Annotated in this window: 21 protein-coding genes, 2 pseudogenes and 1 riboswitch; of the genes and pseudogenes, 12 read left to right on the top strand and 11 right to left on the bottom strand. The window is 69.7% G+C overall.

The window, feature by feature from the left end; translation table 11 throughout:
* Positions 1-8: 8 nt before the first annotated feature.
* The 5 genes from ACQEVU_RS52825 to ACQEVU_RS52805 all read right to left on the bottom strand — a co-directional run bounded on the left by ACQEVU_RS52825 (position 9) and on the right by ACQEVU_RS52805 (position 8335).
* Entirely contained in the window at positions 9-2084 is a 2076-nt protein-coding gene (locus ACQEVU_RS52825) for a flotillin family protein (RefSeq protein WP_433338397.1), read from the bottom strand.
* Positions 2081-2647: a hypothetical protein gene (locus tag ACQEVU_RS52820; protein WP_433338395.1), complete on the bottom strand. Its 567-nt coding sequence runs from the start codon at positions 2645-2647 to the stop codon at positions 2081-2083. The genes ACQEVU_RS52825 and ACQEVU_RS52820 overlap by 4 nt, the downstream gene beginning before the upstream one ends.
* A gap of 437 nt (positions 2648-3084) precedes the next feature.
* On the bottom strand, positions 3085-3900 hold the full coding sequence (locus ACQEVU_RS52815) for a class I SAM-dependent methyltransferase (RefSeq protein WP_433338393.1): 816 nt from the start codon (positions 3898-3900) through the stop codon (positions 3085-3087).
* Positions 3901-3987: 87 nt separating this feature from the next.
* Entirely contained in the window at positions 3988-6600 is a 2613-nt protein-coding gene (locus ACQEVU_RS52810) for an ATP-binding protein (protein ID WP_433338391.1), read from the bottom strand.
* 127 nt (positions 6601-6727) lie between these two features.
* The gene (locus ACQEVU_RS52805; protein WP_433338389.1) at positions 6728-8335 is read right to left on the bottom strand and encodes a plasmid pRiA4b ORF-3 family protein; all 1608 of its coding nucleotides are present in this window, start codon (positions 8333-8335) and stop codon (positions 6728-6730) included.
* A 51-nt stretch (positions 8336-8386) separates the two neighbouring features.
* Here ACQEVU_RS52805 and ACQEVU_RS52800 point away from each other — a divergent pair, with 51 nt between their 5' ends.
* Both ACQEVU_RS52800 and ACQEVU_RS52795 read left to right on the top strand, forming a co-directional pair.
* Complete coding sequence (locus ACQEVU_RS52800) at positions 8387-8635, top strand: hypothetical protein (RefSeq protein WP_433338387.1); 249 nt, start codon at positions 8387-8389, stop codon at positions 8633-8635.
* 32 nt (positions 8636-8667) lie between these two features.
* Positions 8668-8901: pseudogene (locus ACQEVU_RS52795) on the top strand (MOSC domain-containing protein); the annotation flags it as partial.
* Between the two features lie 90 nt (positions 8902-8991).
* On the opposite strand, the gene ACQEVU_RS52790 reads toward ACQEVU_RS52795, so the two are convergent.
* The 4 genes from ACQEVU_RS52790 to ACQEVU_RS52775 form a co-directional block, all read right to left on the bottom strand.
* A complete protein-coding gene (locus ACQEVU_RS52790; RefSeq protein WP_433338385.1) occupies positions 8992-9771 on the bottom strand; it encodes a hypothetical protein in 780 nt (259 codons plus the stop codon).
* Positions 9772-10016: 245 nt separating this feature from the next.
* Positions 10017-10160, bottom strand: a riboswitch (cyclic di-AMP (ydaO/yuaA leader).
* A 149-nt stretch (positions 10161-10309) separates the two neighbouring features.
* Complete coding sequence (locus ACQEVU_RS52785) at positions 10310-11581, bottom strand: cellulase family glycosylhydrolase (protein ID WP_433338383.1); 1272 nt, start codon at positions 11579-11581, stop codon at positions 10310-10312.
* Positions 11582-11757: 176 nt separating this feature from the next.
* Entirely contained in the window at positions 11758-13638 is a 1881-nt protein-coding gene (locus ACQEVU_RS52780; RefSeq protein WP_433338381.1) for an adenylyl cyclase, read from the bottom strand.
* 381 nt (positions 13639-14019) lie between these two features.
* Positions 14020-14700 carry a class I SAM-dependent methyltransferase gene (locus ACQEVU_RS52775; protein WP_433339748.1) on the bottom strand — a complete coding sequence of 227 codons (681 nt, stop codon included), beginning with the start codon at positions 14698-14700 and terminating at the stop codon, positions 14020-14022.
* Positions 14701-14836: 136 nt separating this feature from the next.
* On the opposite strand from ACQEVU_RS52775, the gene ACQEVU_RS52770 reads away from it, so the two are divergent.
* The 7 genes from ACQEVU_RS52770 to ACQEVU_RS52740 all read left to right on the top strand — a co-directional run bounded on the left by ACQEVU_RS52770 (position 14837) and on the right by ACQEVU_RS52740 (position 20564).
* A complete protein-coding gene (locus ACQEVU_RS52770) occupies positions 14837-15040 on the top strand; it encodes a cold-shock protein (RefSeq protein WP_433338379.1) in 204 nt (67 codons plus the stop codon).
* Between the two features lie 62 nt (positions 15041-15102).
* Positions 15103-16215, top strand: a complete 1113-nt coding sequence (locus ACQEVU_RS52765; protein ID WP_433338377.1) for a glycoside hydrolase family 130 protein — start codon at positions 15103-15105, stop codon at positions 16213-16215.
* Positions 16216-16270: 55 nt separating this feature from the next.
* Complete coding sequence (glnA, locus tag ACQEVU_RS52760; RefSeq protein ID WP_433338375.1) at positions 16271-17695, top strand: type I glutamate--ammonia ligase; 1425 nt, start codon at positions 16271-16273, stop codon at positions 17693-17695.
* A 16-nt stretch (positions 17696-17711) separates the two neighbouring features.
* A complete protein-coding gene (locus ACQEVU_RS52755; RefSeq protein ID WP_433338373.1) occupies positions 17712-18101 on the top strand; it encodes a hypothetical protein in 390 nt (129 codons plus the stop codon).
* 75 nt (positions 18102-18176) lie between these two features.
* Positions 18177-18314 (top strand): hypothetical protein, encoded by a 138-nt coding sequence (locus ACQEVU_RS52750; protein WP_433338371.1) that lies wholly within the window; start codon positions 18177-18179, stop codon positions 18312-18314.
* 61 nt (positions 18315-18375) lie between these two features.
* The gene (locus ACQEVU_RS52745) at positions 18376-19464 is read left to right on the top strand and encodes a glycosyltransferase (protein ID WP_433338369.1); all 1089 of its coding nucleotides are present in this window, start codon (positions 18376-18378) and stop codon (positions 19462-19464) included.
* Positions 19464-20564: a glycosyltransferase gene (locus ACQEVU_RS52740; protein ID WP_433338367.1), complete on the top strand. Its 1101-nt coding sequence runs from the start codon at positions 19464-19466 to the stop codon at positions 20562-20564. Before ACQEVU_RS52745 ends, ACQEVU_RS52740 begins: the two co-directional genes overlap by 1 nt.
* Positions 20565-20826: 262 nt before the next feature.
* On the opposite strand, the gene ACQEVU_RS52735 is transcribed toward ACQEVU_RS52740, so the two are convergent.
* Positions 20827-21636, bottom strand: a complete 810-nt coding sequence (locus ACQEVU_RS52735) for a metallophosphoesterase (protein ID WP_433338365.1) — start codon at positions 21634-21636, stop codon at positions 20827-20829.
* 132 nt (positions 21637-21768) lie between these two features.
* A complete protein-coding gene (locus ACQEVU_RS52730) occupies positions 21769-21906 on the bottom strand; it encodes a hypothetical protein (protein ID WP_433338363.1) in 138 nt (45 codons plus the stop codon).
* A gap of 200 nt (positions 21907-22106) precedes the next feature.
* Here ACQEVU_RS52730 and ACQEVU_RS52725 point away from each other — a divergent pair.
* From ACQEVU_RS52725 to ACQEVU_RS52715, 3 genes and pseudogenes are all read left to right on the top strand, one after another.
* A pseudogene (locus ACQEVU_RS52725) lies at positions 22107-22370 on the top strand (replication-relaxation family protein); the annotation flags it as partial.
* Between the two features lie 59 nt (positions 22371-22429).
* On the top strand, positions 22430-22744 hold the full coding sequence (locus ACQEVU_RS52720; protein ID WP_433339792.1) for a hypothetical protein: 315 nt from the start codon (positions 22430-22432) through the stop codon (positions 22742-22744).
* 183 nt (positions 22745-22927) lie between these two features.
* Entirely contained in the window at positions 22928-23410 is a 483-nt protein-coding gene (locus ACQEVU_RS52715; protein WP_433338361.1) for an NUDIX domain-containing protein, read from the top strand.
* The last annotated feature ends 66 nt before the right edge of the window (positions 23411-23476 follow it).

Raw genomic sequence — 23476 nt, 5'->3', positions numbered from 1 at the left:
GTCGACGGTCACCGCGCGGCCGCCGCCAGGGCCGCGACCGGCCGGTCGGCGATGCCGAGCTGGTTGGCCGCCTCGAGCAGCTCACGCAGCTTGTCCCGGTCGGCGCCGCCGCGCTGGATCTGCTGGACGAGGAAGGCCGACAGCGTCAGGTTGGAGACGTCGGCGGTGCTCATCGAGCCGATCAGCCGCCCGAGGTCGCCGGCCAGGTCGCCGTTGCCGTTCAGGTAGGAGGCGCCGACGGTCTGCACGACGTCGGAGTGCTGCACGAAGCCGTCGACGCTCTTGCCCAGGGTGATCGAGCCGAGCAGCTTGTCGAAGAAGACGGTGTCGCCGCCGACGATGTCGATGTTCGCCTTCTCCAGCCCGGCGGCGAGCACCAGCGCCTGCTGCTCGGCGACCTGCCGCTGCACCTCGATGCCGGCGAGGCGGATCTCCTTCTCCGTCTCCAGCCGCAGCCGGTACTCCTCGTGCCCGCGGCTCGCCGCGTCCATCGCGGCCAGCGCGGCGGCCTTCTCGGTGAGGCCCTCCGCCTCGCCCTTGAGCTTGTCGCGCAGCGCGTCGGCGAGCGCGTTGCCCTTCTCCCGCTCGACCGCGGCCTCGGCCAGGCCGGCCTTCTCGATCGTCTCGGCGTTCGCGACCGCCTTCTCCCGCTCGACGGCCGCCTCGGCGCGCCCGACCTTCTCGATCGCCTCGGCGTTGCGCTCGCGGACCTGCACGTCGGCCAGCCCCGCCGCGGCCGCCTCGGCCTGCACGCCCTCGGCCAGCCGGATCTTGGCGCGGGCCTCCAGCTCGGCGGTCTGCTGCCGCGCCTCGGCGAGCACCAGCTCCTCGCGCGCCTTGAACTTCGCCGCCTGCTCGGCCGCCTCGGCCGCCTTGATCCCCTTGACCAGGTTCTCCTGCGCCTCGGCCTCGGCCTGGATGACCACCGCCTGGCGGGTCCGCTCGGCCTCCTCGACCACGCGCAGCCGCTTGATGTTCTCCTCCTGCTCGGCGACGGTCCGCTCGACCGCGATGCGCTCCCGGATGACCTCGGCGATGGCCCGCTTCTCCGCCTCGACCTCCTTGTCCTTGGCGATCGTGGTGAGTTCGGTCTCCCGCTGCCGGGAGATGACCTCGAGCATCCGGTCCTTCTCGATGCGCTCCGACTCGATCGCGATGACCCGCTCGCGGTTCTTCTCCGCGACCGCGATCTCTCGCCGCTTGTTCTCGTGCTGCACGCCGATCTGCTCGTCGGTGCGGATCTCGGCGGTCTGCGACTTGAGCCGCTCCTCGGCCCGCACTCGCGCGGTCTCCGCGTCCTCGCGCGCCTGCAGGATGGCGACCTCGCGCTGCTGCTTGATCTCCGCCTCGGCCTGCCGCCGCTCCAGCTCGAGAATCGCCTCCCGCGCGTCGACGTCCTGCCGCTTGATTTCCTTTTCTTCGGTACGCCGGTACTCGTTGGTCCGCACATGCTCGATCGCGGTCAGCTCGGTGATCTTCCGGATGCCCTGCGCATCGAGGATGTTGGCGCTGTCGAGGCTGCTCAGCGGCGTCTGCTCGAGGAAGTCGATCGCGGCATCCTCAAGGCTGTACCCGTTGAGGTCGGTCCCGATCACGCGCACGATCTGGTCCCGGAACTCGTCGCGCTTGGTGTACAGATCGACGAAGTCCAGCTGCTTGCCGACCGTCTTGAGCGCCTCGGAGAACTTCGCGTTGAACAACTCCTGCAGCGTCTCCTGATCGCTGGCGCGCACGGTCCCGATCGCCTGCGCCACCTTGATGACGTCCTCGACGGTCTTGTTGACCCGCACGAAGAACGTGATCCGGATGTCGGCCCGGATGTTGTCGCGGCAGATGAGCCCTTCGCGCCCGGTCCGCTCGATCTCGATCGTCTTGACCGAGATGTCCATGATCTCCGCCTTGTGCAATACAGGCAGCACGATCGCCCCGGTGAACGTGACGTCGACTTTGCGAATCTTCGAGACGATCAGCGCCTTGCCTTGCTCAATCTTGCGAAACAGCCGGGTGACGGCAAACAGCAGCGCGACCGCGATGAGCACGGCGACGCCGAGCACAACGAGGAAGCCTGTGGTGATAACGGTCATGAGAGCTCCCTCTGTCCGGGGGTGGGAATGACCCAGAAGAACTCACCGATGTGGTCGTATTCGTAGATGACCGCCGTATCACCGGCGGCGAACTTGTCGGCGCCGGTCTGGCGCACCTGCACGATCGCACTGGACCCGTCCGCGGCGTGCACCTCGGCCTGCCCGAAATCGGCGGTCACGGTGCCGGTCCGGATCACGCACGTGCGCCCCACAAAGGCCACACGCGAGTCATTGGTGTTGGGCGGAAAGAACCTTCGCAGCGGTACCGCAAGCAGCCGCGCCACCAGCCACGCCACGACGAGCGCGGCCACCAGCACGATGAGGCCCGGCAGCACCCCGTCGACCACGGTCGCGCCGGCGAGGCTGACGAACCAGGCGACGAGCACGAGCACCGACACCCCGACGGTGACCGGCACCCCGGTCAGCCCGACGTCAACGACGTCAAGCGAGTCGTGGTCGGCCACACCGAACAGGACGACCAGCCAGTACACGATGACGACGGCGAGCAGGAAGGTGAACACGACGGTGGGGAACTCGAGAATCGCTTCGAGAAAATCGCCCATCGCCCCGCTGTCCCCCCATCGTTCGTCAAGGCGATGGTGACAGCAGAGGTCAAGACCAACAGCCCGTCACCGGCTCGGCCGTGGAGGCCGATGCCGGCCGATCCCGGACCTTGCTCGCGCGACGGCGTACGTGCGCTCGTAGAGCGCGAGGCCGCGGGTGACGAGCACGAAGGCGTAGCCCCGCCACACCGCGGCGCGCTTCCAGATATGTATGCAGCGACAAGCGCCGTTCGGCGGAATCTGGAAATTCCCTCATAAATAGCTCCCGTTGCAGATCGGGCATACGAGAAGGCGACCCCCGGCCTTCTCGTAGCGCCGTGTGATCGCCTTCCCACGTCTGACTCGGGCTGCTTGGAGCGTTGCTCGCGGCGGCAGAACGGCGGCGAGCCGGTGGCGTCCGTGTCAGTGGTACACGATGGCCAGGATTTCGAACGGGTTCACGAGGACGAGCGACTGGCCGGCTTGCGGATGACCGGCTCCAGGTAGTCCATGCGCAGCACGAGGGTGTCGTCGCCCGACTCGTTGAACCGCTTGACGACCTCGACCATCTCGGCCTTGAACTGGGCGGCGCGGTCGGCGGGGAGCGCGGCGGCGGCGCGGTTGGTCGGGCCGTAGAACGCCGTGAAAAACTCCGCCTGGTACACGGGCGACGGGAACAGCCACCGGAAGCTGCGCCGCGGCGCCGAGATGGTCGCGTCGGGGCCGAAGAGCTCGCGCAGCCGGTCCGAATCGCCCCAGAGCACGGGCGGCCGCAGCCCGGGCGGGGGCGGCACGTAGCGGCCGATGGTCCGGAACAGCTCGCCGACGTAGCTGTCGGGGGTCCAGTTGACCATGCCGATCCGCCCGCCCGGCCGGCAGACCCTCAGCAGCTCGGCGGCGGTCTGCTCCTGGTCGGGGGCGAACATGGCGCCGCAGGTCGACAGCACTGCGTCAAACGAGTCGTCGGGGAACGGCAGGGCCTCGGCGTCGGCCTCCTTGAAGCTCACGTCCAGCCCATCGGCCTCGGCGCGCTGGCGGGCCCGGTCGAGCAGGGCGGGGACGTAGTCGACGCCGACGACCTGGCAGAACCGGCGCGCGGCGGCCAGGGCGGCGTTGCCGTTGCCGCACGCCACGTCGAGGACGCGCTCGCCGGCCCGAAGGTCGACCGCGTCGCAGAGCAGCTCGGCCGTTGGCTGGAGCCGGGTGCCGACGGCCGAGTAGTCACCCGAGGCCCAGGTGGCCTGCTGTCGTTGCTTGATGGTGGCGATGTCCATGTCGAGCCTCCTGTCGCGACCTCCCAGCGAGGTCGGTCGCTGAAGACGCTATGGACGCCGCGGCCTGCGGGGATCGGGAGCGGCTCCCTACCTCTGGGCGTCGGCCTCCCCAGTTTTCGCGTCGAGGAGGCCGCGCGAGCGAGCCGCCGCGACAGCCTCGTGGCGCGACGCGACGCCGAGCTTCGCCAGCAGGGCCGAGACGTGGTGCCCGACGGTCTTGGTGGACAGCAGGAGCCGGGCGGCGATGGCCGCGTCGGTGAGTCCGTCGGCCAGGAGTTCGAGCACCTCGATCTGGCGGGCGGTGAGGCTGGCGGGGTTGGCCGCCGTGGCCCGGATCGGACCACGGGGTATGCGCTGGTGTCCCCGGCGCCGCAGGTCACGACGCACCCGCAGCGCGGCCTGCCGGGCACCCAGGCCGTCCAGCAGCGCCAGCGCCTCCAGCAGTGCCTCGTCGTGGTCGCCGCAGGCCAGCATCAACGCCTGCTGGTACGGGCAGCCGTGCTCCCGCCACCAGCCGGCCGCCGCGTGCCAGTCACCGGCTAGCGCCAGCCGGTAGGGCTCAGCGACCACCTCGGGCGCATCCGGCAGGGCGCCCGCCAACCGCAGCCAGAAGGCCAGCTCCCCGGTGAACCACGGGTGCGCGGCACGCACGGCCTGCTCGTAAACCCGTGCGGCCTCCTCGGCGATCCGATCGTCGTCGCCGTGCAGCCAGGCGTACTCGGCGCGGGCCGCCGCCACGGGTGCCGTCCACTGCAGCTCCACGGTCGCGAACCCGCGCTCGGTCGCCTCTTGCAGCGTCGCCGCCGCGGCCGGATCGGCCCGGCGCGCCTGCAACAGCCCGAGCGGCACGAGGCCGTCGACCATCCGGGCCCCGCCCGCCACCAGCTCGGCGAGCGCGGCCTGCGCGTCCTGCTCGGCGCCGATCCAGTCTCCCTGCTCCAGTCGCATCTGCGCGCGGCGCCCGAGCAGGTGCTGGACGTATCCGGCCAGCTCGTGGGCCTGGACGAAGGCTAGCCCCCGGTCCAGGTCGTCGCGCGCCTGGCGGTAGTCCCGCATCTCGGCGCTGATCGTTCCCAGGTTGCACAGGGCGCGGGCGGCGTCGTCGTCCAGCCCGGCGGCGACCGCGACGTCGAACGCCCGCTCCAGGTCGGCGCGGCCGGCCGGGTCGGCGTCGAGGAGCCGGGCCGAGCCGATGTTGGTCAGCGCGTGGGTGAGCGTCTCCCGATCGTCGAGCCGCTGGGCTGTCGCGATCGCCCGCTCGGCCCAGTGGATCGCCGCCTCCAGCCGGTTGGCCAGCATGTCCAGCTGGGACTGGTTGCTGTAGGCCATCGCCAGGAGGTGGCCCGGCTCAAGGGTCTCCAGCACGGCGATGGCGCGGGCGGCGGTCGCCTCCGCGTCGCGGCGGTTGCCGTCCCACCAGTGCATCCGGGAGAGCCAGCGCAGGCCGGCGCCGACGCGCTCCCGGTCGTCGGCGGCCTCGTGGAGGTCGACGGCCGCCCGGCGGGCGGTGACTGCCTCGGTGGACAGCCCGGACAGGTAGCACTCGATCGAATACCCCTCCAGGAGGTCCGCGTGTACCGCCCCGGGCAGCCGGTTGGCGCCGGCCAGCACCGCCCGGTAGTGCCCGACCGCCTCCCGGTGCGCCGCCACGGCCGCCGCCTGCCGGGCCGCCTCGGGCCCGTAGCGCAGCACCGCCTCGATGTCGCCGGCCTCGCGCGCGTGGTGCACCAGCCGGGCGACGTCGACGCCGCGCCCGGGGCTCGCTATCAGCACCGCGAGCACGTGCCGGTTGAGCTCCCGGCGGCCTATCGCGGACAGCGAGCCCTCCACCGCCCGCCGCAGCAGCTCGTGCCGGAACCCGATCGTGTCGGCCTCGGCGACCAGCAGCCCGGCCGTGACCGCCGCGTCGACGGCCGCCGTCGAGCTGCCTTCCAGCAGCCACATCTCGGCGCGGGTCGGCACGACGGAGACCAGCCGCACCACCTCCCGCGCGTCGGCCGGCAGGCCGCTGAACCGGGCCAGGACGAGGTCGCGGACGGTCAGCGGCACGTCGGCGTCGGGCGCGGCCAGCACCTCCGCGACCAGCAGCGGGTTGCCGCCGGTGAGCGCGAAGAGCCCGTCGGCGACCCGCCCGGCGCGCCGGGCCAGCTCGGCCACCGCCGCCGGGGACAGCGGCTCGAGGTCCAGGCGTCGTACGGCCTGCCGGGGCAGCCGGCCGACCACGGCCCGCAGCGGATGGTCGGGCCCCAGTTCGTCGTCCCGGTAGGTCACGACCAGCAGCGACCGGGTGCGCTCCATCCGCCGGCCGAGGAAGGTCAGCAGGTCGAGCGTGGCCTCGTCGGCCCAGTGCGCGTCCTCGACCACGACCACCTGCCGCTGCGAGCGCTGGTCCAGTTCGTCGAGGAGCGCCGCGAACAGCTGCTCCCGCGGACTGCCCGCGCCCAGCAGCGCCGCGAGCCGTCCGCCGACCTCGCGCCCGAGGTCGTGCAGCGGCCCGAGCGCCCGGGGCGTGAGCAGCGGATCGCACGCGCCGAACAGGAACCGCGTGTCGCCGGCATGCCGGTGGGCGAACTGTTTGACGAGCGCCGACTTGCCGATCCCGGCCTCACCTGCGACCAGGACGACGTGACCGGCCGCCGAGGTGGCGGCCAGCACAGTGCTCAGCTCGTCGAGCAGCGACGAACGCTCCAACAGGTCCATGGCTGTACTTCACTCTATTGCGAACGACCGTCTCGGTGGTGGTCAGCACCGGCGGTAGCGAGGCGGAGGACGCCACGCCGGGCGCCTCCGACGCGGAGGTAGTACCGCCGGGGCGCCTTCCATACCCCTACGCTGACGGGACGAACAACGCGGTGAGCCTCCGGTTGATCGCATCGACGTCGAATGGCGTCGTGTGCGGGCCGTCCTCCGGATTCCAGTCCTCGATCGGCGCGTCCCCACGCCCGCCGGAACACACGATGTCGACATCGGCGGCCGGATCGTCCAGCTGGTCGACGCGTTCGACGGTGATCCGGTGCTCCCACCAGTCGCCCATGTCGTAGACGTACTTCATGGCGCCCCCGCCGGACAGAACCTTCGCCAGCCGGACGCCGGACTCGTCGTCGCAGTCGTCGAGCTCGAAGTCGGCGTCGGCGTACCGCTGATGACCGGCCTCGAAGAGATGCAGGTGATCGTCGCGCCAGCCGAAGGCCGCCTGGATGACGTAGTGCAGCGCGTCGAGCCGGAGGGCCGCCGGCACGCGCAGCCGCCGCCAGACGGGCGGTCTGACATTCACGAGCGAGACCTTCAGTTGATACACCCGGCGTGGCGGAGGCCCAGCGGCGTTCAACGCCTCGAGCAGTGCGCCGGCGTCCGGGTGCGTGCTGGCGGTGACGACCGGCAGCCCGCCGAACTCGTCGACGAGATGCCAGGCCTCCTCGGCATCCTCGACGGCGAGCGCGTACTCGACGGCCAGCCACCGATGGTCCGCCTCGCTGGGCGCACGGTCGGGCGCCTCCCAGGTGGCCAGCGCCGCCCGTGCGTGCGGCGCCAGCATCGGCCGCTTCAGCGCCGAGCGCCACACCGGCCGCATCGCCTCACCCAGCCCTCCGACGAGATCCATCCCGGCGACACGGGCGGCGGGCCGGGCCTGCTCGGCGGCGGACATCACCTCGGCTGCCGCCTGGTTGACGTCGCGCCCGGCGAGCCATTGCCGGACCACGTCCCACGCCTCGCGCTCCGCCAGCCCGACCAGCCGCTCCAGCAGATCGGTGGCCGGAAGATCCGCGGATACCGGCTGTGGCGCGGAGGCAGCGAAACGCGCTTCGGCCCATCGGCCCAGCGCCGTCAACCGGAGCCCCTCGTCGACGGCGCCGAACTCGCCGAGCAGTTGGGCGCCCGCATCGACCGGCATCACGCCCCGCCGGAACGCCTGATAGACCGCGCCGATATACCAGCCGCCCGACGCATCGTGCAGCCGCTCGTTGACGAGGTCCTCGACGTCGTCCAGCGCCGGTTCGCCGGCGAGCACCGCCAGCAGCGTCCGGCACAGCACGGAGGCGCCCTCGCCCTCACGGTCGTGGGACTCTGCCCGCAGCACCGCGCCCAGGGCGGCCCACCACGCCTCCAACCCATCCGCCGGCGTACTCCCCGTGGCAACCGCCCGGCCGATGCGGACCTCCACGAGACCGACGGCCTGCGCCGCCACCCACGGCCGGTGCAGCGCCTCGACGTCGGCGGCGGTACGAGCACGGGCCGACGCCACGAGACCCATCGCTGCCATTGCGCCGGGAATGTCCACCGGCTTCAGCACGCCCTTCGAGGTCACCGGGCGTCCGTCACCGACCCAGCCGGCCAACGCCACGGCGCGGCGCATCATCGGGCAACCATCGGCGGCTTCAACCAACGCATCGGTCACCGCAAGAGCATAGAAGGAGCGCCCGTCCGCCGTCGGCATGGTCCGGCGCGACCATCATGGCGGACACAACGCCCGCGTTCACCCCGGCCGGTGCTCTTCTTCCTGCCGGACCGGGCGCGCGAGGATCGGCTGCACCAGCTCCTCGAGCGACGTTCGTTGACAACGCCTGTGGCGACCGCGGTACGGGATCGGCTCAACGCAGCCCGGACGGTGGCGGACGCGATCTGGCGGCCGGTCGGGAACGCGGCGCAGCGCTGTCGTCTGGTGGCGCTCGGCGCGTTGGGTGATCGCCCGGACGAACGGGCACTGGCCCGGCTCGACCGCCGCCCGGCGGGATAGCCGGCGGCGCGCACGTCACCGGGCAGCCGTCGACCTTCACGCGGGCGAACCTCCCGGGCGCGTACCTGCGGGTGCTGGAGCCCGGCGAGGTGTGGGCCGGCGATCCGGTGACGGTGGAGGACCGTCCCGCGCACGGGGTCACGATCGCGCGGGCGTTCAAGGCGTACATGTTCGCACCCGAACTGTTGCCCGAGTTGGTGAGGATCGACGGGCTGCCCGACGATCTGCGGGAGACCCTCGCGGAGCGGCTGCCAAGAGGGCGCTAGCCCGCTGTGGGGCCGGGGCCACGGATCGACGCCCCCATGGTCGACCACGGCGTTGAACCCGTCGATCCGCTGTACCGCGCCAAACCTGCGCTACGCGACAGCGCTCACGATCTGGCCGGCCAGGGTCTGCCACTGGGCGTAGGCGTCTGGGTACGCCGATACCTGCACGGTCTGTGCCGCCACCGTGACGGCCATCTGTTCCCAGCCTTGGACCTGGACCAGCGCCGCGTAGAAGCGGCGTGCCGCCTCGGCCGGATTCATGAGCTCGGCGACGGTACCCCAGTTCGGCCGCTGCTGGAACAGCCCGACCGAGTCGTGGTCGCTGCCGACTCCTTCGTTGGGGAGTTTGAGCGACTCCGGAACGTTGGAGTTCGCGAGGTTGTGCAGATGGCTTTCCTGCAGCGCGGTGGCGATCGCGACGACGAATGCGCGCTGCGGCAGGTTCGCCTGCTGCCCGACCTTGATGATCGTGACGGCGTTGTTCATCTCGGCCTGGGTCAGCCCGCCAACTGGAGTGTGGACGGTCGGCGACGGCGAGGCCGTTGCCGGTGCGGCCGCGGCCGCGCTCTGAGCCGGCTGTGCGCCGGCCGAAGCCGAAGGCTGCGGGCTGGGCTGGGCGTCCGTGCGCTGACCGCCGCGGGATGCTCGGTTCTCGGCCTCCGCCGTCCGCCCGCTGTCGCCCTGCTGCACGGTGTCGACCTGGGCGACAGGTGCCGGTTTGCTGCCAAGTGATGTGGATACGAACAGCGCGGCGATCGCCGAGAACGCGATGACGACCGCGGCCGAGTACAGCCGGATCCTCTTGCGGGCCGCCGATTGACGGCCGTGACGGAAGCGCTGCCGGTAACGGGCGGCATGAGGCAACCTCATGACCGCAGGAGAGGGCTGGTTGCGGTACTTCACGAACAACCTCGACTGACTGGGGGCGCCGGAGGTCCGGTCGGCACGGCGCGAGGGCATGCGCCATCGACCGTCCACAGGGGACGGTTGACAGATGCGCCGGTGTGGCCGGTACGCGCCTGAAGGGTTACCGGGCCGGAAGGGGAATGTGCAGTGCCGGCCGGTCTCCGGGGCCGCGGGTCGAGGTGTGGCGACATGCGAGGGTCAGCACGCGATGCTCCTTCCGATGCCGCCTACCGAGTTAGCTGACGGATTCGGGCGGGAGGATCGCCCTACCTCGCGGCGCGAGGCCGCTTGGATTCACCCCAGTTGTGCTTGGTTCCCCGGCTCGTGCAGGCACGACTCGGCCGGTCCGCCACGTCGTCTCCTCGAACCGAGACGGCCAGGCGCGGCGGACTCTCAGACCATAGCGGCTGCATAACCGCAGGTGAAGACCCAAATGGAACTGCCAGGGTGCGCGCGGCAGCCCGGCCTTCCGCCATTTGCCGCGGCGAACACTATCCGCTGGCTAACGCTGCGGGGGCGTGACCGCGGCGACCATGGCCGAGCGCGGTGAGCGCTTGCCGAGCAGGTTCTGGGCATACACGGCATAGGTGTACTCCGTGGAGCCCTTCAGGCCCTTGAGGATCACGTCGGGGCGGTTGGTCGTCGCGACCCGCGTCTCGGCCGCGCCGTTGACGGCCATCACCTGGTACGTCGTGCCGCCGATCGGGTCCCGTCGGCCCTGCCAGGCAAGTCGGACGCTGCTCGAGGTCACGTCCGTGACCGTCAGCCGCTGCGGGGCGCGGCTCTTGGGGTCGACGACGGCAGCGGTGCTGTTGCGGAACACCGTCGCCTCTCGCGTGTCGGTGTCGAGGCCGTTGGGGCCGTCGATGAACCGCCGTCCCCAGGCCGTACGGCTGTTGCCGTCGAAGTTGTTCACCAGGTCCAGGTAGCTGAACTGCTTGTCGTTGCCGCTCCAGGACCAGCCGAGATACCCGAGGTGCTGTTCCTGCGCGTACGCCATGATGGCGTCCTCGTCCGGCTTGCCCCACTGGTGCTGGCTGGAGAACTCGCCGATGAGAATCGGCAGATGGCGCTTGGTGAATGACGTGAGATAGCTGTTGACCTTCGCCGCGGTGTTGAACATGCCGTACATGTGGATGTCGAACGCGGTGTTGCCGGTGGGGTCGGCGGCGACAACCTTCTCGGCGTTGTCGCGCATGACGAACGACTCGTCCTGGCCCCAGCCGGGGCCGTCGACCAGGAGCGTGTTCCTGAAGCCGGCGGCGCGCAGCTGACGGATCGCGTCGGAGGTCTGCTGTACCCAGGGCCAGTTGGTGCCGTTGGCGAACGGTTCGTCGGCAATGTTGACGAGGACGTTGTCCTCGTGGCCGACCATCGTGTCGCGCAGGCTGAGCCAGAACTGCACCGCCTCCGACATCGGCGCCGCCTTCTTGTCCTGGCCGAAGCCGGCGGTGTCGTGGGCGTCGAAGATGCAGACGAGCCGGTTCTGCTGGCACAGGTCGACGACGGTTGCCACCTCCTTGGCCGGGGCCCGCCGCCACTGGTGACCGATGCCGAGGGTGACCCGCACCGCGTTGGCGCCCGCCGCCTTGATGGCCGCGAACGAGCCGTTCTGGTCGGGGTACCACATGAAGTCGTGGTTGACGCCGCGCAGCACGAGGTCGCTGCCGTTGGCCTCGACGAGCCGGCCGTCGCGCACGTGGATGCCGGTGTGCGGCTCGGCGGCGTGCGCCCGGCCGGGCGTCAACAGCACGCCCAGGCCGGCTACGAGCATCGCGAGCGTTAGAACCGCCCGGGTCGGGCCGGCAGCGTCGTCGGTTCTCACGGCCTCTGCGGCTACCCCGGCTCGGCCGCTTCTACCCGCACCGCCGGGGTGACCCGGGCGCTCCGAAACGAACAGGGCCGCAGCGTGTGGCTGCGGCCCTGTCGGTCAGTTGGGGTGCTGGTGTACTACGGGGTCGGGTACTGCGCGATGAAGACCGGCGAGCCGATCCTGGTCGTGTCGGCCGGGCCGCCCACGCCGTTGACGACGTGGTCGATCGTGCCGGCGCTGAGGTTGACGGTCATGATGTGGTGCAGCTGAACGCCCGGGGTCTGGGGGACCTCGAAGCCGTTCTCGGTGTGGATCGACGGGTTGTTCTGGTTGAACACGTAGGCGCCGCCGCCGTAGAGGTGGTGGGTCGTCACGTTGTCGCCGACCTTGTAGGCGGCCCAGCCCTTGACGTCGCCGTTCATCCAGTCGGCCTGGGTCGGCGGGTCGTACGGCAGCTCGTTCTGGAAGAAGATCGTGGTGCCGTTGTTGCCGTTCCAGACGGAGTTGTACTGCTGGAAATGCTCGACGAACAGGCCCAGTGCGGTCACGTTGTCGCCGTTGATGACGACGCCGTTGCGGCCGATGTTGGTGTTCCAGCGCTGCGTGTCGGTGAAGCCCTCGACGCCGTGGTCGGCGCGCCACACCCAGGTGTGGTCGATGATCACGTTGTCGCTGTTGACCTCGAGCGCGATGCCGGCCTTGCCCACGTGCGGGCCACCGACGCGGAAGTACACGTCGGACAGCGTCGTCGGGTTGTCGGCCGAGCTCGGGCGGTTGCCGTGCGGCTTGCCGACCCGCAGCAGGACCGGCGACTCGGTCAGGCCCGCGTCGATCGTGACGCCGGCGACGACGACGCCGGGGACGTCAGCGATGTCGAGCGGAGTGGACCCGTTGACGGCGGTGAGCGTGGCGTGGCCGAGACCGAGGACCACCGTGTCGGGGCGCTTGACCTCGATGCTGCGGGCGATGTCGTACACGCCGGGGGTGAGCAGCAGGTTCAAGCCGCGGGCGAGCTGGTTGTTGATGACCTGCACCGAGTCCGACGGGCTCGCGACGTAGAAGTCCGTGAGCGGGATCGTACGGCCCGGCGTCTCGCCGTTGGCCCACGTGATGCCGCGGCTGTTGCGCTGGGCGGCGGGCACGCGGACGTTGTACTTCCCCTGTGCGTCGGTGAACAGGTACGGCTTCTCGCGGCTCACCGGGGTGTTGTCGAGCGTGGTGTACGGCGGGTCGGGGAAGCCGGCCTCGCTGGGAGCGCCGACGACGCCGGAGAAGACCTGGTTCCACACGCCGTTGGACCAGCCGGCGACCTCGCTGTTGCGGGTCAGCCACTGCTGCTGCGAGCCGCTGATGACGAACGGCAGCTTGGAGTCGGCGATGAAGCCGCCGCTGGCGTACTGCGGACCGGCGGTGCAGTAGTCCATCAGCGACAGGTTGGCGCCGCTGATGTTGAGGCGGCGCATGGACACGGCCTGCGAGACGGCCCAGAAGTCCGCCGAGCCGCGGCAGCCGTCCTGGCCGGCGCTGTTGACGTTGATCGACAGGTTGGACAGCGTGCGCCAGAAGTTGACGAGCGCGAGGCAGTTGCTCGTGCCCCCGTTCTCCAGGCAGCGGTTGTAGACCTCGACCTTGCCGTTGATGACGACGTCGTTGGGCGACGCACCAAGGCCGGCGATCTCGGTGTAGTACCCGACCTTGATCTGGAGCGGGTGCTGGGCGGTTCCGTACGTGCCGGGCTTGAACAGGTAGGCGTGGCGGGCGGTACCCATCTCGTTGCCGACCTGCGCGGCGTTGGCCGCGTCGAGGGTCGCCTGAATGCTGCTGACCGGCATGCTCGGATCGAAGACGGTGACGTTCGCTCCGAGGTCCCAGCTGGTGGGGGGCGGCGCGGCGGCGGCCGTTCCCGCCGTCGCGACGGCGGTGGTCAGCACGAGCCCGACCGCAAGCGCCCGGCCGAGTTGCCGACGACGTAAGGGCGGGTTCGCGAGACCCCGCCTACCGGGGGGCTGGATCGTCATATGGTTCGTCCTTCCTGCTGTACAGGCAACGGTTGGCGGAGAACGTCGGCCCGATCAAGACGGCCTGAACAGGCGACCGAGGTGCTTCACCGACGGGCAAGCGCTCTCTCACGCCATCGGGTACCGATGCTCATCGGCCTGCCTGTTCAGGAGTCATGTGGTGTCCGGACGAGCGGCCCGGGCGAGGGAGAGCGCTCTCACCCAGCCCAAGACTTGTTACAGGGGCGAAAAAAAGTGGGTGGGATGTTTCTACCGCGTAAATCGGCCCGACGCTATGCCACGCAGCCCTTGACTTTTCCGCAGGAAGGCGTTTCGCCGGGGTCGAATTGGCTGCGTAACATCCGGCTGGCCTAAATCGCTTCTTATTTTGCGCCGGGGGTATCAGCGCAACCGCAGCACGTTCATCTGGGTCAGTTGGGCGTCTGCGAAAGCGTCCACAAGCGGCAGCTCGTAGGTGGCGATGGTCTGCAGGCGGCCACGGGGCAAATGCTTCCGGCCGGGATCGCCGACGAGCACCTCGGCGCCGCGCGCCGCGACGCGTTCCAGGAAGGCCAGAACGCGCCGAGCCATGGTCCCGGTGTAGAAGATGTCACCCGCCAGGACCGTTTCGGCGTCGCCGCCGTCCCCGTCGAGCAGGTCCGCGAGGCACTCGACAACGCGCACACCGTTGGCTTTCGCATTGAGTGTGATCGCGGCGACGGCGTACGGATCCACGTCATTTGCGGTCACGGCGGCCGCGCCGGCCTTTCCTGCCGCAATGGCAACCAACCCCGAACCAGCGGCCAGATCCAGGACCCGCCGGCCGGCCACTGTCGCCGGATGGTCCAGCACATATCGGGCGACCGCCTTGCCCCCGGCCCACGCGGAGGACCAGAACGGGGGCGGCAGCTTCATGCCGGCCCGCGCTTCCATCCTGGCCCACCACACGATGGCGTCCTCGGCCAGATAGAGCTGCACTTCGGGTACCAGGGGCACCTCGACAAGGCGAAGCCGGTCCAGGCCGACGCCCGGCGTCGTCACCTCATGGCGCAGCTCGGCCAGCGCCCGCCCAACCCGACTCATCATCGATCAAGCATGACGGATGAACGGCTCGGCTCCCGGTCATCTCCGGTCCACATCACCCGGCGGCCGCCCTGCGGGTTTCCTTCGTTGCCACTTGGGTACGTGTGCCGCACCAAGGTTGGTTCAGGAGGAACGCGTGACTAGCGGTACCGTGAAATGGTTCAACTCGGAAAAGGGCTTCGGCTTCATCCAGCAGGACAACGGAGGCCCTGACGTCTTCGTGCACTACTCGGCCATCGCGAGCAGTGGCTACCGCGAGCTCAACGAAGGTCAGAAGGTTGAGTTCGATGTGACGCAAGGCCAGAAGGGACCCCAGGCGGAGAACGTTCGACCCGCGTGACCCCGCGACGCAGTTCCTGATAATGCCGCGCGGGCGGGTCGCATGGTGCGACCGTGGACGCTGTGACTACGCGTGAGGTGCAGTTCGGTGACGGGACGTCGGGAGCCGTGTCGCTCAACGCGCCTTTCCTGCGGTACCGGAAAAATCCGATCCTGACTGCGCACCAGGTGAACTCCGTGTGGCAGGAGCCGCACCTGCAGGTGGTGACGGTGCACAACGCCGGGGCGGTGGCGCTGGCGGATCGGACCGCGCTGCTGTTCCGGTCGCACCTGCGGTGCGGGGTCAGCGTCCTCGGCCTGGCCACGAGCCCGGACGGCACGTCCGGGTGGTCGGTCCATCCGCGGCCGGTGCTGACCCCCGCGACCAAGGGTGACCTGTACGCGGCCGGGCTCGACTGGCAGGACATCGCGGAGATCGAGTCCGGCGGCGTCGAGGACGCCCGGATCAACCCCGTCGAGGACACGTTCGCCATCACCTACAGCGCCTACCACGCCGGCATCCGCAACCGGGTGCGCGTGTCGCTCGCACTCACCGACGACCTCCTCGCGTTCACCCGGCACGGCCCGATGCTCGACCGCGACATGCGCAACGTGGTGCTGTTCCCGGAGCGGATCGGCGGGCGGTACGTCGGGCTGTTCCGGCCCAACGACATCACCGATAGCGACACCGGCGGCGCGTACACCCAGATCCGCATCGGTTACGCATCGGACTTCCGGACCGGGCCGTGGGAGATCGCCGACGAGCCGATCATGCGGACCGGTGCGGGCCCGAGCGCCTTCGCCGACAAGATCGGCCCGGGCGCGCCGCCGGTGCGCACCCGGCACGGCTGGCTGAACGTGTTCCACGGCGTCCGCACGACGATGGACGGCAACCCGTACGTGCTCGGCGTGGCCCTGCACGACCTCGACGATCCCCGCATCGTGCGCATGTCCAGCATCCCACTGCTGTTTCCGTCGCAGGCCGACTGCCGCGTCGCCGACACCGACTACGTGCACGTGCCGAACGTCGTCTTCTCCTGCGGCCTCGCGCGCCGCCCGGACGGCACGATCGTGATCTACTACGCCGGCAACGACACGGTCATGAACGTCGGGCTCGCGCATGAGGACGTGCTCGCGGAGCTGTGCCACCGGTACGGCCAGGATCCGCTCACCGGCCGGCTCCTGTACGACCTGTGACCCAGCCACTTGTACCGTGGAAATGAAGGGACTGCCGCTGACACCGGGAGGGCCCGTGTTCACCGATTCCGAGGAAATGCTGCGGTACCTCGGCGCGGAAGACATCCAGCTCGTCGACATACGCTTCTGCGACCTGCTGGGCACAATGCAGCATTTCAACGTGCCGGTCGGCTCGTTCGACGAGAGCGTGTTCAGCGTCGGGGTTCCCTTTGACGGCTCGTCGATCCGGGGCTTCCAGAAGATCCACGAGTCGGACATGGTGCTGTACCCCGACATCTCGAGCGCGTTCGTCGACCCCTTCCGGACGGAGCGGACGCTCGCGGTGAATTGCTTCGTCTACGATCCGGTCACCCACGAGGCCTACAGCCGCGACCCGCGCAACGTGGCCAGAAAGGCCGAGTCGTACCTGATCACCACCGGCATCGCCGACGCGGCGTTCTTCGGCCCGGAGGCCGAGTTCTACATCTTCGACTCGATCCGGTTCTCCTCGGCCGCGCACGAGGCGTATTACCACATCGACTCGGTCGAGGGCTGGTGGAACACCGGCCGGGAGGAGCCCGGCGGCAACCTCGGCTACAAGACCCCGTACAAGAGCGGCTACTTCCCGGTGCCGCCGGTCGACCATTTCGTGGACCTGCGCGGGGCGATGGTCGCCCACCTCACCGACGCCGGTTTCACGGTGGAGAAGGCGCACCACGAGGTCGGCACCGCCGGGCAGGCGGAGATCAACTTTCAGTACGCGCCGTTGCTGCACTGCGCCGACAACCTTCAGCTGTACAAGTACATCGTGAAGAACACCGCCTGGGCGGCCGGCCATTCGGTGACGTTCATGCCCAAGCCGCTCTTCGGCGACAACGGCTCCGGCATGCACACGCACCAGAGTCTGTGGCTGAACGGGCGGCCGCTGTTTTACGACGAGACCGGATACGCCGGCCTGTCGGACACCGCGCGGTGGTACATCGGTGGCCTGCTCCGCCACGCCCCGAGCCTGTGCGCATTCACGAACCCGACCGTCAACTCGTACCGCCGCCTGGTGCCCGGATTCGAGGCGCCCGTCAACCTCGTGTACTCACAGCGCAACCGCTCCGCCTGCGCCCGGATCCCGGTCACCGGCGACAACGCGAGCGCCAAGCGCGTGGAGTACCGGGTACCTGATCCGGCGGCGAACCCCTACCTGGCGTTCTCGGCGATGCTGCTGGCCGGCCTCGACGGCATCAAGAACAAGAGCGAACCGCCGGACCCGATCGACAAGGACCTCTACGATCTGCCGCCGGACGAGTTCGCGCACGTCGAGCAGACTCCCGGCTCGCTGCCCGAGGTTCTCGACGCGTTCGAGGCTGACCACCAGTACCTGCTCGACGGCGGCGTGTTTACCCGGGACCTGATCGAGACATGGATCGCCTGGAAGCGCAGCGACGAGATCGACCCGGTCCTGCTGCGCCCCACCCCGTACGAGTTCGCCATGTACTACGACGTCTAGCCGAAGGGAGAGCGCCATGAACATCTTCACCATCGATCTCAAGAACCAGCCCGGCGAGTTGGCTCATGTCGGCGAGGCTCTCGGGCAGGGCGGTGTCAACCTGGAACTGAGCGCTGTGACGGCCGGCGATCACGGTCTCGTCTGCCTCACCATGAGCGACGAGGAGGCCGCCCGCGCGGCGTTGGATGCAGCGAACGTGCCGTACACCGAGCACCCCGCAATCCAGGTCAAGTGCGCCGACCAGCCGGGCGAGGTCGGTCGGATCGCTCGCAAGCTGACCGATGCGAACATCAACATCGAGGGCCTGCTGCCCATCTCGATCTGCGGCGGCGAGGTGGTCTTCGCCACCTGCGCCGACAAGCTGGACGACGCCCGGCGAATCCTGGGCGACCAGGTCGTCGGCTAGCGGTTGCCCGCACCAGAAGACGGCAGGCACCGCGTTCCAGTTGATCGCGATCTCGTTCGTCGACCATCCCTCGATGTGGTCGATGTAGCAGAACTGCGCGTTGTCGCGGAGCAGATCGCCGCCGCCCCCGGGCTCGACGTCGACATCACCTACGGCTCGTCGCCCACGCCGCAGACGGTGACCAACGCAAGCGGGTCGTGCAGCGATCAATGAGTGCAAACTTCTCGACGCCGGACGACAATGGTCAAATACCGGCTAGCCGAGGGGGACCGGCATGCGGATCGCGATGATGGTCAAGGGGTGCGTCTGCACACCCGCCCCGGCCGACATCATCTACTCGCCTATGCAGTTGGCGACCCAGCTGACCCGCGTCCTGGCCGAACGGGGACACCACCTCGACTTCTATGGGCCGGTCGGCTCGGAGGTTCCCGGCGCTCGAGTGATCGACTGCGGAGTGCCCCCGCTGGTCACCGACAAGGACGGGTTCACCGAGGCGCTCACCGACCCGGGGCTCGCCAGCGACAACATCCTTGCACTCTGGGACGCCCGGCTCGCCCAGGAGATGTTCCTGCGGGCCGGTCGCGGCGAATACGACGTTCTGTATTTCCACCACCCAGAGGTGCCGCTGCCCTTCCTCGCCCACCATCCCGACATCCCTGTCGTGAGCAGCGTCTACGACAGCCCCCTGCCACCGCTGCTGAACCAGGCCATCGGCATGTTCGCCAGCCCACAGCACAGCCTGGTCGCGATCTCCGCCGCGCAGCGACACGCAGACCCCGGCCTCACCTTCACCGCCACCATCCCCGGCGGTGTCGACACCGACGACTTCGCCCCAGATCCGACCGCGCCACCGGGCCGGCACCTCCTCTTCGCCGGCCGCCTCGTGCCCGAGAAGGGTGTCGGCGACGCGATCGAGGTGGCCCGCCGGACCGGCCACGAACTGCATCTGGTCGGCCCCTGGTACCGCAACTCCCCCTACTTCGCCGACGAGATAGCCCCGCACCTCGGCGACCGGGTTCGCTACCTGGGACCGCTTTCCCTGCAGGACCTGCGCAAGGAACTCCAGACCCGACCGCGCGCCCTGCTCATGCCCAGCCACCACGAATCGTTCGGCCTCATCATCATCGAGGCACTGGCCTGCGGCGTACCGGTCATCGGCCTGCGGCGCGGAGCGATTCCCGAAATCGTCGTGGACGGGCAGACCGGATTCCTCGTCGACGACGTCGACCAGATGGCAGCCGCAGTCCACCGGCTGGACGCCATCGACCCCGACGCATGCCGCGACGACGCCGTCCGCCGATTCTCCCTCGACCGGATGGCCGACGCCTACGAGACACTCTTCCGCCAGGTCGGGTCGGCCTGATGCGGGTGGCGACCATGGTGCGCGGCTGGATCGCCACCCCGGCACCGCCCGATGTCGTGTACGCCCCGATGACCGTTGCCAGCGCCGTCGCCAGCGGACTCACGGCCCGCGGCAGCACAGTCGATTTCTACGCGCCACGCGGCTCGCGAGTGCCAGGCGTTCCCCTGTACGACGGCAGCCTCGATCCCGTGGTCACCGACCGTGCCGGCTTCGACCGGGTGATCGCCCGGGCCACCCGGGGCGATTACGCGGACCTGGTCGCGGCCGACCGCCACCTCGCCCGACTGATGGCGCGCGGTGCCGCGGCCGGCCGCTACGACGTCCTGCTCTTCCACCACCTCGAGGTGGCGGCCGCGATCGCCGGCGACGTCCCACAGACCCCCGTGGTCTCGGTGCTCTGGGACCCGCCCGGCCCAGAACTCACCGCGGGCGCCGACGAGCACCCGAACCTCTTTGTGATCGCTGTTTCGGACGGTCAGCGACGCGACGCCGGCGACCTGCCCATCATCGGCACCGTCTACCCCGGCGTCGACTGCCCCGCCGACCTCCCCCCGAGGACCCGGAGGGACGGCGGATCCCGGCTGGTGTACCTCGGCCGGCTCATCCCGGAGAAGGGCCCCGATATCGCCGTCGAGGTCGCCACCCGGACCGGAGCCCAGTTGGACCTGATCGGACCGGTCCGGAGCGACGATCGGCGATTCTTCGACGAGAAGGTCCGCCCCCATCTCAGTGCCCGCATCCGCTATCGGGGCCACGTCCCGCACAACCGGCTGGCCGATTACCTCGCAGGCGCCTCCGCCCTGCTCATGCCGATCCGCTGGCAAGAACCATTCGGGCTGGTCATGATCGAGGCGATGGCGCACGGCGTGCCGGTGATCGGCTTCGGCCGCGGCGCGGTACCCGAGGTCGTCGCACACGGCGTCAGCGGCTACGTCGTCAACTCCACCGACGAGATGTGCCGTGCCGTCCGGGCACTCGACCAGTTGTCAGCGGAGGGCTGCCGGCGGCACGTCCGTGAGCGGTTCTCGGTGCATCAGATGGTCGACGGATACCAGGCTGCGCTCGCCAAAGCCACCGCCCTCGCATCGTCACGGCCGTGAGCCCCGGACGGGACGGATCTTCGCTGCGGTCCGTTCGCAAGAGTTTCGCCGCTCGCGGCGGCGGTCGACGCTGATGGACGAGCTGACGCTCACCGTCCCCCACAAGACCCGGCAGGACGTTGACCGCCGCCGGTGGTACCTGGACGCCGCACCCGGCCGACGCGGTGACCGACACCAACAGAGCCATGCTGACGTCTGGAACTCCCGCGTCCAGTCGTTCAACGCCCGCCGCCGAATCGCGGCGGCCGTGAGCCCGCGACCTCTAACGGGCTCGCTGGGCGCGGCTTTGCTCAGATGCGATATACCGGCCGAGCGTAGGGGTGGAGCCGCCGCAGGCCGTCGCGGGCAACCTCAGCGGCGCTGCCCGCCGGTCGAGCCAGATCCCACTCCAGGTACACCTTGTCGCCGTCGTAGCAGCCGAAGCCTTGCAGTCAGGGTGCAGAGCGCGGAGAAACGCGAAACCCCGCTCCACGGGAGTGGTCCGCGCCCACAGCAGCGCCCCCAGTGGTCCGCTCGACGCCATGTCGGTCAGGGGCGTCGATTCGTACCCGTCCAGCGCCAGGTCGTCGAGGTCACCAGGGCCGGAGATCTGCGCGTGCGGCGCGGCATGGGTGAAGGCGATGCCCGCGGCCGGCGCGACGGCTGCGAGCGGCCAACCCGCCATCCACCGCCGGATCGGGGTGAAACCGCCCGAGGGGTACTGCCGCTCCAGGTGGGCCGCCTCGTCGGGATGGAACTTCGCCAGTCGCGGGCCGCCCAGGTGGGCGTGCTCATGGTTGCCCAGCAGGAAATGGACCTGTTGTGGGTAGGCTGCCTGGAGTTGCCGGGCTTCGGCAAGCAGCCGCGGCGTCTGGTCGAGATAGCAGTCGCCGAGATGCTCGGGCCACGCCTGCGGGGCGATTGCCGGGCCGTGCACCAGGTCGCCGCAGAACAGCAGGTGCGGCCGCGGGCCTGGAGTGTCCATGACGGACCTGAACCGGGCCACGATCGCGTGGAAGTCCGCGAGGTTGCCGTGCAGGTCGGTGACGGCGAGCAGGGTGCCCGCCGGTGGCAGGGTCACCACGCGCGACATCCGCTCACGATGGCATGCCGGACACCCGCAGTCCACCGTCGCACCAGCCCTGCAATCGAGGCCCATCACCCGACGAGCTGGACGGCGCTCTTACGTGCGCCGCGGTTGCCGCGGACGGAGGCAGATGCGTGGTCAGGCAGCTTGGAACACCGTGTCGGCGTGCCACAGATGGCACCGGTGGGCGTCGCTGCCGACGCTCAGGCGGCCGGCCTGCACGACGACGGCAGCGGTGAGATGACGGCGGTGGCGGTACCGGTACGGCGCGGTCACGCCGACCTTCCCACCGGTGCAACTCGTACCGGCACTCGGTGCTGTGTTGTACCGGCACCGGTGGCCCGAACCCGCGTGCACCGGTACGGGCGGCGAGATTGGCAGTTGGCACCTCGAGCTTGTCGCAAGGCAACCAGTTGGGCCCGTTGGCCGACTCCAGTTGGTTTAGTTGGGCAGTTGGGTAGCAATTTTGTGGTGCGGTGACCGCGGCACTCCTTGCCCGTGCGTTTATCAACGATCGTGATGTGTGCCTGTTGGAATGGCTGCACGATCACCAGGCGCTGACCGTCGACCAGATCACCCGGGCCCTGTACGACGCGCGACGGACCGCGACTGAACGGTTGTTGCGCCTGCACCGCCTCGGCATCCTCGATCGATTCCAGCGTGCCGAGCACCGCAACCGGACCATGTACTACGTGCTCGGCCCGCTCGGCGCCGACATCGTGGCGGCCTATCGCGGCGATCCGCCGCCGCGAACTGCCGATGTGACCGCCCGGCAGCGGCGGATCGCCATGAGCCGTCGGTGCCGGTGCTGGTGGACAAGATGGCCCGATACGAGCAGCTGGCGGTGCAAGGTGGGCCGGCGTGGCCCGTCTTGTTTCTCGTGCCGAACGGTGTGCGGGAGCGGCAGCTGCGAGATCAACTGGGCTGTCGAACGTTCGCCACGCCGGCGGCGACGGCGACCGTCGAGGGGCTGGGCGGCGGGCGGTGCGTGGCGGACGCGGTGTGGCTGCCGCTCACCGCCGGCGAACGGCATCGGCTGATCGAGCTCGACGGGTTCGGCGACCCGGCCGATGACGCGGCCCTCGCTCGGCTCGACCGGCCACCACGGCGATAGCCGCGAGTAGAGGGGACTGACCACCGCCGCGATGCGGTGCGGGTTGGTCCGGTCGCGCGCCCTTCCAACCCGCAAACCACCATCAGCAGCTCGTGCCGATTCGCCCCACGCTCGCACGCGGCAACAGATGGCGCTCTGTGCGGACCAGCGACGAGGGAGAGCGGTTCCGCGTAGCCTCCGTTGGTGACCACGTTCGCCGGCGACTACACAGCCGCACTCCCGCGTAAGCGCATGGGATCTGGTGTGCTGTTCCGCGACGTCGCCAACCGGGTGCTGCTCCTGGAGCCAACGTACAAGGATTACTGGGAGCTGCCCGGCGGCGCCGTGGAGGGCGACGAGTCGCCGCACGACGCTGCGCGACGCGAGGTCGAAGAGGAACTCGGCTTGGCGATGTCGCCCGGCCGGTTACTGGTCGTCGATTGGGTCCCGCCACGACCGGGCCGCACCGAGGGCGTGATGTTCGTCTACGACGGCGGCCTGCTCGACGCGAAGGCCACCGCGAACCTTCAGCTCCCGGCAGACGAGCTGCGCAGCTGGGCCTGGTGTACGCCGGCCGAGTCGCAACAACGGTTGTCCCCGTTACTCGCTCGCCGAGTGGCCGCCGCACTGGAAGCGACAGCCGGCACGGTCACGTACTACCTGGAAGACGGCAAACGCGTCTGCTGACTCGTGTCGCGGTGGCCCTCTTCCGAGACGGCAGGACGGGGTCCAGGAACGCCGGAGCACGCGTCG

Origin of the sequence: Dactylosporangium sp. CA-139066 (genome assembly GCF_050936175.1) — a bacterium.
In the GTDB taxonomy this organism is placed as follows: domain Bacteria; phylum Actinomycetota; class Actinomycetes; order Mycobacteriales; family Micromonosporaceae; genus Dactylosporangium.
The sequence above is the reverse complement of the archived record's forward strand: the minus strand, read 5'-3'. Positions and strand labels throughout refer to the sequence as shown.

What these genes read in the sequence shown, in the direction of transcription:
- ACQEVU_RS52825 (WP_433338397.1), bottom strand. Translation starts at nt 2,084, where the DNA reads ATGACCGTTATCACCACAGGCTTCCTCGTTGTGCTCGGCGTCGCCGTG.
- ACQEVU_RS52820 (WP_433338395.1), bottom strand. Translation starts at nt 2,647, where the DNA reads ATGGGCGATTTTCTCGAAGCGATTCTCGAGTTCCCCACCGTCGTGTTC.
- ACQEVU_RS52815 (WP_433338393.1), bottom strand. Translation starts at nt 3,900, where the DNA reads ATGGACATCGCCACCATCAAGCAACGACAGCAGGCCACCTGGGCCTCG.
- ACQEVU_RS52810 (WP_433338391.1), bottom strand. Translation starts at nt 6,600, where the DNA reads ATGGACCTGTTGGAGCGTTCGTCGCTGCTCGACGAGCTGAGCACTGTG.
- ACQEVU_RS52805 (WP_433338389.1), bottom strand. Translation starts at nt 8,335, where the DNA reads ATGCCGACGGCGGACGGGCGCTCCTTCTATGCTCTTGCGGTGACCGAT.
- ACQEVU_RS52790 (WP_433338385.1), bottom strand. Translation starts at nt 9,771, where the DNA reads ATGAGGTTGCCTCATGCCGCCCGTTACCGGCAGCGCTTCCGTCACGGC.
- ACQEVU_RS52785 (WP_433338383.1), bottom strand. Translation starts at nt 11,581, where the DNA reads ATGCTCGTAGCCGGCCTGGGCGTGCTGTTGACGCCCGGCCGGGCGCAC.
- ACQEVU_RS52780 (WP_433338381.1), bottom strand. Translation starts at nt 13,638, where the DNA reads ATGACGATCCAGCCCCCCGGTAGGCGGGGTCTCGCGAACCCGCCCTTA.
- ACQEVU_RS52775 (WP_433339748.1), bottom strand. Translation starts at nt 14,700, where the DNA reads ATGAGTCGGGTTGGGCGGGCGCTGGCCGAGCTGCGCCATGAGGTGACG.
- ACQEVU_RS52755 (WP_433338373.1), top strand. Translation starts at nt 17,712, where the DNA reads ATGAACATCTTCACCATCGATCTCAAGAACCAGCCCGGCGAGTTGGCT.
- ACQEVU_RS52745 (WP_433338369.1), top strand. Translation starts at nt 18,376, where the DNA reads ATGCGGATCGCGATGATGGTCAAGGGGTGCGTCTGCACACCCGCCCCG.
- ACQEVU_RS52740 (WP_433338367.1), top strand. Translation starts at nt 19,464, where the DNA reads ATGCGGGTGGCGACCATGGTGCGCGGCTGGATCGCCACCCCGGCACCG.
- ACQEVU_RS52735 (WP_433338365.1), bottom strand. Translation starts at nt 21,636, where the DNA reads ATGTCGCGCGTGGTGACCCTGCCACCGGCGGGCACCCTGCTCGCCGTC.